This is a genomic window from Microcoleus sp. A003_D6 (genome assembly GCF_036702825.1).
Classification (GTDB): Bacteria; Cyanobacteriota; Cyanobacteriia; order Cyanobacteriales; family Microcoleaceae; genus Microcoleus.
Map to the genome: position 1 here is coordinate 1 of NZ_JAUBWA010000205.1, position 7,349 is coordinate 7,349.

General features: G+C 46.4%; 10 protein-coding genes, 1 tRNA gene and 1 pseudogene. 6 read left to right on the forward strand and 6 right to left on the reverse strand.

All coding sequences use genetic code 11. The features are described 5' to 3' along the window. Positions 1-333: 333 nt before the first annotated feature. Complete coding sequence (locus QUB70_RS30825) at positions 334-1,233, forward strand: hypothetical protein (protein WP_332985552.1); 900 nt, start codon at positions 334-336, stop codon at positions 1,231-1,233. A 7-nt stretch (positions 1,234-1,240) separates the two neighbouring features. Here the strand turns inward: QUB70_RS30825 and QUB70_RS30830 are convergent, their stop codons facing one another. The 3 genes and pseudogenes from QUB70_RS30830 to QUB70_RS30840 all read right to left on the reverse strand — a co-directional run bounded on the left by QUB70_RS30830 (position 1,241) and on the right by QUB70_RS30840 (position 2,238). Further along, positions 1,241-1,597 carry a DUF5615 family PIN-like protein gene (locus QUB70_RS30830; RefSeq protein WP_332985553.1) on the reverse strand — a complete coding sequence of 119 codons (357 nt, stop codon included), beginning with the start codon at positions 1,595-1,597 and terminating at the stop codon, positions 1,241-1,243. Beyond that, on the reverse strand, positions 1,590-1,988 hold the full coding sequence (locus QUB70_RS30835) for a DUF433 domain-containing protein (protein ID WP_332985554.1): 399 nt from the start codon (positions 1,986-1,988) through the stop codon (positions 1,590-1,592). The genes QUB70_RS30830 and QUB70_RS30835 overlap by 8 nt, the downstream gene beginning before the upstream one ends. Positions 1,989-2,025: 37 nt before the next feature. Further along, a pseudogene (locus tag QUB70_RS30840) lies at positions 2,026-2,238 on the reverse strand (helix-turn-helix domain-containing protein). Between the two features lie 76 nt (positions 2,239-2,314). Here QUB70_RS30840 and QUB70_RS30845 point away from each other — a divergent pair. Both QUB70_RS30845 and QUB70_RS30850 read left to right on the forward strand, forming a co-directional pair. Next, positions 2,315-2,548 (forward strand): hypothetical protein, encoded by a 234-nt coding sequence (locus QUB70_RS30845; protein WP_332973392.1) that lies wholly within the window; start codon positions 2,315-2,317, stop codon positions 2,546-2,548. Next, positions 2,545-3,024, forward strand: coding sequence for a hypothetical protein (locus QUB70_RS30850; protein WP_265239338.1), 480 nt, complete (start codon positions 2,545-2,547; stop codon positions 3,022-3,024). Before QUB70_RS30845 ends, QUB70_RS30850 begins: the two co-directional genes overlap by 4 nt. Positions 3,025-3,152: 128 nt before the next feature. Here QUB70_RS30850 and QUB70_RS30855 read toward each other — a convergent pair. Then, a tRNA-Leu gene (locus QUB70_RS30855) sits at positions 3,153-3,236 on the reverse strand. A gap of 228 nt (positions 3,237-3,464) precedes the next feature. On the opposite strand from QUB70_RS30855, the gene accC reads away from it, so the two are divergent. Beyond that, positions 3,465-4,820: an acetyl-CoA carboxylase biotin carboxylase subunit gene (gene accC, locus QUB70_RS30860; RefSeq protein WP_332985555.1), complete on the forward strand. Its 1,356-nt coding sequence runs from the start codon at positions 3,465-3,467 to the stop codon at positions 4,818-4,820. 467 nt (positions 4,821-5,287) lie between these two features. On the opposite strand, the gene QUB70_RS30865 is transcribed toward accC, so the two are convergent. Then, positions 5,288-5,572, reverse strand: coding sequence for a YggT family protein (locus QUB70_RS30865; protein WP_015176974.1), 285 nt, complete (start codon positions 5,570-5,572; stop codon positions 5,288-5,290). A gap of 405 nt (positions 5,573-5,977) precedes the next feature. On the opposite strand from QUB70_RS30865, the gene psbX reads away from it, so the two are divergent. Next, entirely contained in the window at positions 5,978-6,097 is a 120-nt protein-coding gene (psbX, locus tag QUB70_RS30870) for a photosystem II reaction center X protein (protein WP_332985557.1), read from the forward strand. 20 nt (positions 6,098-6,117) lie between these two features. On the opposite strand, the gene QUB70_RS30875 is transcribed toward psbX, so the two are convergent. Then, the gene (locus tag QUB70_RS30875; RefSeq protein WP_332985558.1) at positions 6,118-6,249 is read right to left on the reverse strand and encodes a hypothetical protein; all 132 of its coding nucleotides are present in this window, start codon (positions 6,247-6,249) and stop codon (positions 6,118-6,120) included. A 129-nt stretch (positions 6,250-6,378) separates the two neighbouring features. Here QUB70_RS30875 and QUB70_RS30880 point away from each other — a divergent pair, with 129 nt between their 5' ends. Then, positions 6,379-7,194 carry a Ycf66 family protein gene (locus tag QUB70_RS30880; RefSeq protein WP_332985560.1) on the forward strand — a complete coding sequence of 272 codons (816 nt, stop codon included), beginning with the start codon at positions 6,379-6,381 and terminating at the stop codon, positions 7,192-7,194. The last annotated feature ends 155 nt before the right edge of the window (positions 7,195-7,349 follow it).

Consider the following 7,349-nt stretch of genomic DNA (forward strand, 5'->3'; position numbering starts at 1 on the left):
CTTTTATCCCCGCTTTACCTTGTTAGTTGCTACCTACCAAAATAGGGGATATGCTTTTACCGCTGCACTTGCGGACTAGGACTTGGGATGACCCGCACCTAGATATGTATTTAGTTGTTATGGCTCTGTAGCCATACTAGCCATCCCTGAGTAGTGTTACTCATTTAGACTAAACGAATCGCACATGTAAGAAATTTATTAAAAGAAACTGAATATGAAAATGACAAAATCACTGCATCCGATGGAAACAATTTATTAGGTATTCCTCTATTTGAATACTTTTGTCAAAGTACCGCCGAAAAGACTGAAAAACCAGTCTGTCATATTCTAGTTTTGCTAAATTATCAGGATGAAAATGATAATCTAAAGAACTTATCAAAACACTATGAAGATATTGTCGATTTACTCTGTAGCTACCATAAAATAAAATTTGTTTATCAACAAGCAGAAGTTAGCTATCAAGCTGCTCTGGAATTTTCTCAGCAAATAGAGCAAAAAATTACTGAATTTGTCGGTTATGTTGCAGATAAAAATAATAACTTAGATAAATTTAGTAAAATGTTGGATGAATTGCCATTGTTAGCTCTGGAGCATTCTAAATATTGTGGAGAATTAGAAGTGCATCGAACTACTATTGAAATCAATCAACAAACCTATCAAGACTCTCTCCAGAAACTATTAGACTCAGGTTCGAGCCTAGATTCATGGCAGAAATTTAGTAACCATGCCAAAAATATTTTTCTCAAACAAATCCAGTGCTGGTTCAACTACATGAGTCCCCGCAAAGAAATAGCACAACAACTCACTGCATCTATTCGAGGTTTGGTGGAGATCGAACAAGCAAAGAGCGATCGCCAACTGCAACAAATTTTACAGGATAATGAGAAAGGAGAGAAAAAGCGCGATCGCAATTTACCAATTACCATAGCCGTTGTCGGTATCGGCATCGGCGTTGCGGGCGTGGTTTCCAGCAGCTACACCTTAGCTGTAGAAAAACCGTGGGCACCGCCATCTTTCCAGCATCCGCTACCGCTGCATCCTTTCTTTGGCGCAGTTATAGTTAGTTGTTTGGGCGGTGGAATCTTGGGAGGGCTTGCTTGGCTGATTGCTCGTAAAGTGCTAAAGTCATCATTCGATAGGCAAAGTGTATCTGGTTCCCAAAGTCAACCAGTTAATCATGTTTTGCAGGAGGCGGAAGAAGTGCGATCGACCAGAGATACAGAAGTTCGATAAGATAGAATTAGGTTCGCCACTGATTAAGCCAGCGAACTTGCCCTTTCCAGTCAGCAGATTGTGTTTCTGAAATCAGGCGATCGATCGAAGCAATTAGACTCGATAATGTCCAACTGTTTTGAGCCGCCAAAATGATGCCGCCATGTTCGGGATAACGCTGAGCTAAAACCTGAAAATCCCGGATATTAAACGTAAAAATACACCGCCGTCGCGCTGTTGCTTCTAGCAATTGAGCCTCATCGCTAGCATCTAAAGCCATCCACTCATTCGGTGTCCGAGTGACATCGTGATTGCGAGATAAAAGGGCGGCTTGCAAAGCTTTAATAGAGGTATCGGCATCTAGATGCAATAGCGGTTTAGACATTAGCAGCTTCGATAATTTGCTCAGCGGCAATAGATGCGTCTATTTCTTGATGGTGAGCCGCATAAAAAGCGAGAACATTGTTCACTCGATCTTCACTTAAGTCATACTCAGTGGCAATTTGGTTTGGAGAAAAACCCCATTTCTGCGCTGCGATGACTACTGTTTGCACCCGCAACCGAGTGCCGCGCAAAACTGGAACGAGTTCGCCGCTAGCGCCGCGCACATACGTGATTTCAGGAAAAGCCGGATCGTCATTCCGCTGGTTGAGGGTAGCGACTTTTTCGGCTACAGCCCAGAGGATAAACTGATCGAAGGAAATGCCTTGGAGTGTTGCCAATTTTTCGGCTTCTTGCTGTAACTGAACGGGTAAGTTTAAGGCGTAGGATGTCATCGATCTAACTTCCGTTTGCTAATATAATTTCATCGGTTCATTCTTTAACAACTTCCATCAACTCTTCAATCAAAACATCGACGGTGCGAGCTATCTTTTGAATTGATGTGATATCAACCGTTGCTAGTCCTTCCGATCGAGCCTAGTGCCTGACTGTGCTGTACGGAACCTCGGATCGATCGGCCACATCCTTTAGCGTCCATCCTTTTTCGTCAGCCAACTCTCGAATTCGGAACCTAACTAATCCCATTCTGCCTATTGACAACAGATCGATACCTGATGATACTATGATACCAACACAACTGACATATCGCTATCCGTGAACGGTGAGTATTCAGCCAAACGTTCCCATAGAAACTCAATTAGCAGGACTCGGACAGCTCAAGGATCTTAGAAGCAACCCAAACCTCAAAGGTGTTGACATCAACTTTTTGCTGAAGCAAACACCGAATCAATTAGAGGAAATGCTAAACAATCAAGATATCGAACCCAAAACCTACAGGCAGATTATGAAAGCCTTTGAAGGTCGAGATTTAGGCAAAAGAGGTAAAAACAGATGAAAACTGAGCCCAACATCCAAATCGCGATCGAATACAAGCTCAATCACAGTATTCATTGGCAATCCGTCGAGTTAACACCCTCAGAGTATTTTGACCTCGAACCAGATGAGAATATTGAATTAGATTGCATTCCCAAATACAATCATGCCATTGAATACCTCGATTTTCAACCCGATCGAGTAGTCGCGACCAAACTTATATTAATTGACCAAATAGTACAATCCAAACGTTTGATTGTTGAGAGATTCTGGAATGGTGGAGAAAACCGATTAATTGAGCGCACCGATATAGGAGCAAATACTTACTGGGAACTGATCCTGGAACATCAAATAAGTAAAGACCCACTTTTGTGGGAAATTGTGAGGTTAGGGCGAGAAAATGGAATTGTAACACCTTGGTATCACGGTTTCTTGCAAGATAATGATGATGGATCTCAGACAGAAACTAAAGTTGACACAGAAGGCAATTTAGCCTGACACAAAAAATTCAATTGAAATGCACAACAGCTTAATACCTGTAACGATATTTTTTCCTTGGGACTCACGCCGCCCAATAAAACAACTGTCAACAGCAAAAACCGTCAACAGTTGTTTTACATATTTAATGCGGATGGCGAGACTCGAACTCGCAAGGACATAATGCCACACGCACCTCAAGCGTGCGCGTATACCAATTCCGCCACATCCGCTCTTTCTGGCAATCTCCGGGATTTTTGCGTTACGAGTTAAAGATTCACAGGTTGAGGTTCCTGACATTTAACTTGTGACTTGCCCTTTTGCACCGCCGATTTACAATCATAGCACCACTACCAGCCAAATGTAAAATAAATTTTTATGAACAATTTCTGCAAAACCATTATCCAGAACATACCGAAAGGCATTATTGTACAGAATATTGAGTGAATTAAGCAGCGAAGATGGGGTTCTCTAAAATTTTAATCGCTAATCGGGGAGAAATAGCTCTCCGCATACTGCGCACCTGCGAGGAAATGGGGATTGCCACGGTCGCCGTTCACTCCACCGTAGATAAACACGCCTTGCACGTCCAGTTGGCAGACGAAGCCGTTTGCATCGGCCCCCCCACCAGCAGCAAAAGCTATTTAAACATCCCCAACATTATCTCCGCAGCACTGACGCGCAACGCCGCAGCCATTCACCCCGGTTACGGCTTCCTCTCGGAAAATGCCAGATTTGCCGAAATCTGCGCCGACCATCAAATTACCTTCATCGGCCCAACTCCTGCCGCGATGCGGGCGATGGGCGACAAATCCACCGCCAAAGAAACGATGCAGCGAGTGAAAGTTCCCACAGTTCCCGGTAGCGAGGGATTGCTGGCAGACGATCGCGAAGCTTTGGCAGTAGCCCGCGAGATCGGCTATCCTGTGATGATCAAAGCCACCGCCGGCGGTGGTGGCCGCGGGATGAGGTTAGTGAGAGAAGCATCCGAACTCCCCAAACTATTCTCCGCAGCCCAAGGCGAAGCCGATGCAGCCTTCGGCAACCCCGGACTTTACCTCGAAAAATTCATCGAAAAACCCCGGCACATCGAAATCCAAATCCTCGCCGACAACTACGGTAACGTCATCCACCTCGGCGAGAGAGATTGTTCGATTCAGCGGCGACACCAGAAACTCCTCGAAGAAGCCCCCAGCCCAGCCCTCACCCAGAAACTGCGAGATCAAATGGGTCACGCCGCCATTGCCGCCGCCAAATCCATCAACTACACGGGTGCGGGGACTGTCGAATTTCTGCTTGACAAATCGGGCAAGTTCTACTTTATGGAAATGAACACCCGCATCCAAGTCGAACATCCCGTCACCGAGATGATTACAGGTCTCGATTTGATAGCCGAACAAATTCGCATCGCGCAAGGCGAAAAACTGCAAATCAAGCAAAACCAAGTAATTCTCAGCGGCCACGCGATCGAGTGCCGCATCAATGCTGAAGACCCCGATCGCAACTTCCGGCCCCATCCGGGCAGAATCACCGGCTTTTTGCCTCCCGGCGGCCCGGGCGTGCGGATGGACTCTCACGTTTATACCGATTACGAAATACCCGCTTACTACGATTCTTTAATCGGTAAATTGATAGTCTGGGGGCGCGATCGACCGACAGCCATCCGCAGGATGAAACGGGCATTGCGGGAGTGCGCCATCACCGGCGTTCCTACCACCCTAAGCTTCCACCAAAAAATCCTCGATAGCCCGGAATTTCTCAGCGGCGAAGTTTACACCAATTTCGTCGAACAGTTTATGAACCAAAACAGTCATTAGTCATTGGTCATTAGTCATTGGTCATTAGTCAATAGTCATTGGTCATTAGTCAATAGTCATTGGTCATTAGTCATTGGTCATTAGTCATTGGTCATTGGTCATTGGTCATTAGTCATTGGTCATTAGTCAATAGTCATTGGTCATTAGTCATTGGTCATTAGTCATTGGTCATTAGTCATTGGTCATTGGTCATTAGCTAATAGTTCCTAGTAAAGGCTTATTTCTAGTTGGCGATCGCACTCGCCCTGGCTAGAAACCGGGTTTTTTGCGCGATGTGCAGGCTCAAACAAAGTATTTTCGTAAAAAACCCGGTTTCTGCACACCCGTGCGTCTAGGACTAAACTAATGACGTTCCCGAGCGGGGACGATCTGACTAATGACTAATGACCAATGACTAATAACTAATGACCAATGACCAATGACTAATGACCAATGACTAATAACTAATGACTAATGACTCATGACTCTTACATCATCATCGTCAGCAGCCCTTGCTGACCGAGAATCATTTCTCGCAGCAAGCTACAGATACCGACCCAAATAATCGGCGTAATGTCCACCCCGCCGATCGGCGGTACAATCTTTCTAGTTACGGCTAAAAAAGGTTCAGTCGGCCAAGCTATCAAACTCAACGGCAACTTGCTCAGGTTCACTTCGGGATACCAAGTCAGAACTATCCGAAAAATAAAGAGTAAAGTCATCAGGACTAGGACAGAGCCCAGAATCCAACTTGCAACGGTAATACCAGTCATGGGTCTTATCTCGAAATCTTAAGTTTTGTTAAGTCTGCTATTCATAATTTTAACCGTTTCACAGGTGCGATCGAAAGTATAAAATTAACTACCAGCCGGGAAGTCCCGGGCGTATATTTAGAGGGGATTAATCTGAGCGCTGCGCGAATTACCCCGTTGGGAATTACGCCCGCGTGATGAAAGGCTCGTCGGGTGTAGGTACGGAAACCGACAATTATTTATTCTTTTATACCCCAAGATGCTCGGGAAATACTCTGATACTATATTAGCAAGTGGGGGTGGAACTACCTCACTATAAAAAGCCTTTGAAAAAAAGGAAAAAGAAGCCTGCGGTCTAACTGTACTCAGTTGACCGTCAGGTTTGTTCACTAAAAATCAAATTGTTGTAACAAAGGCTTAGAATCTATGACTCCTTCTCTCGCGAACTTTTTGTACAGCCTGCTGGTGGGCGTTGCAGTAGTAGTGATTCCAGCAACGATCGGCCTGATCTTCATCAGCCAAAAAGACAAAATCAAGCGCACCTAAAAAGTGTGGGGGGCTTCCTCTCAGGCGTGAAAGTCAATTTTAGCCTGCACGTCGGGCCTTTCCCCGATCCGAGAAACCTCGGCTACCAGCAACTGTGAAGGCAAAACCTTCAGTTGACTGCTTTCGCTGAGGTTTTTTCCCGTTAAACTCATTATTATACTCACTTCCCAAGCTGTAACCCTGACCGGACGCTGCCCCAGAAAGCACAGTCGGGATAACAGACTTAATGATAGATGTAAAATCTAACTCGCTAACATAGGACAGACATAGGAGATAGGCTAATGGTCAATTTAGGATTGAACTGGAGCAGCCTGTTAGGGATCATCCTAGCAGTAGCAGGGGCAGGACTGTACTTTCTGCGATCGTGGCGTCCCAAACTAGCCCGAGACCACGATATTTTTTTTGCAGCAGTCGGCCTGCTGTGCGGCGGTATTCTGTTATTTCAAGGATGGCGGCTTGACCCAATTCTGGCATTCGGTCAATTTCTGCTCACTGGTTCCGCCATATTTTTTGCAGCAGAAAGCATTAAGCTGCGGGGAGCAACCACAGCACAAGCCAAAAGTCGCGCCCAATACGTAGATGAAGAGCGATCGGTCAGCAACGCCTACGCTTACGACGGCTACGATTCCGAAATCGAGCAGCTAGAACCAGAGGAAGACTACCCGCAGCGTCCCCGGATTAGAGGCAGCCAAGACAACCGTTCCTCCCGCGAAGCCTACGACGATGAACCCCGCCGCCGTCCCTCGAATCGCAACGGCAGCATTAACAACTCCAAGCCAGAGTCGATCGATCGATCGTCCTCGCGCAAACGTCCCGCCCGCCCGGAAGCCCCGCCCGCCCAAGGGTCTGACAACTGGGACGTTTCAGACAACCCCGAAGAAAGACCGGCCCGCAGCCGCAGCAATCGCCCCCCTGCTTCGGAAAACCGCAGTTCCGAGACTGCGCCGAGAACCAAAAAAACCCGTCCTGCACAAGCATCTAGGTCTCGCCCCAGCAACCGCGACGACGTGGAAGCACCGCCGTCTGACTACGTGGAGTATCGACCTGTAGAATACCCGGAAGACCAACCGGACAATTCCCCCAATTTCGACAAATAGGCAAACATAAGTAGGTGGGTAAAACTAAACATTTATCCCGCAGCTCCGGCTTGGGACACCGCAGAACTCTAAGTTGCGTTTATTAGACCTCTTGCAAAAATAACTAGGACGGGCTCTCCGGCCCATCCCACAAAAAACATTTTTCCTTGTGGAAC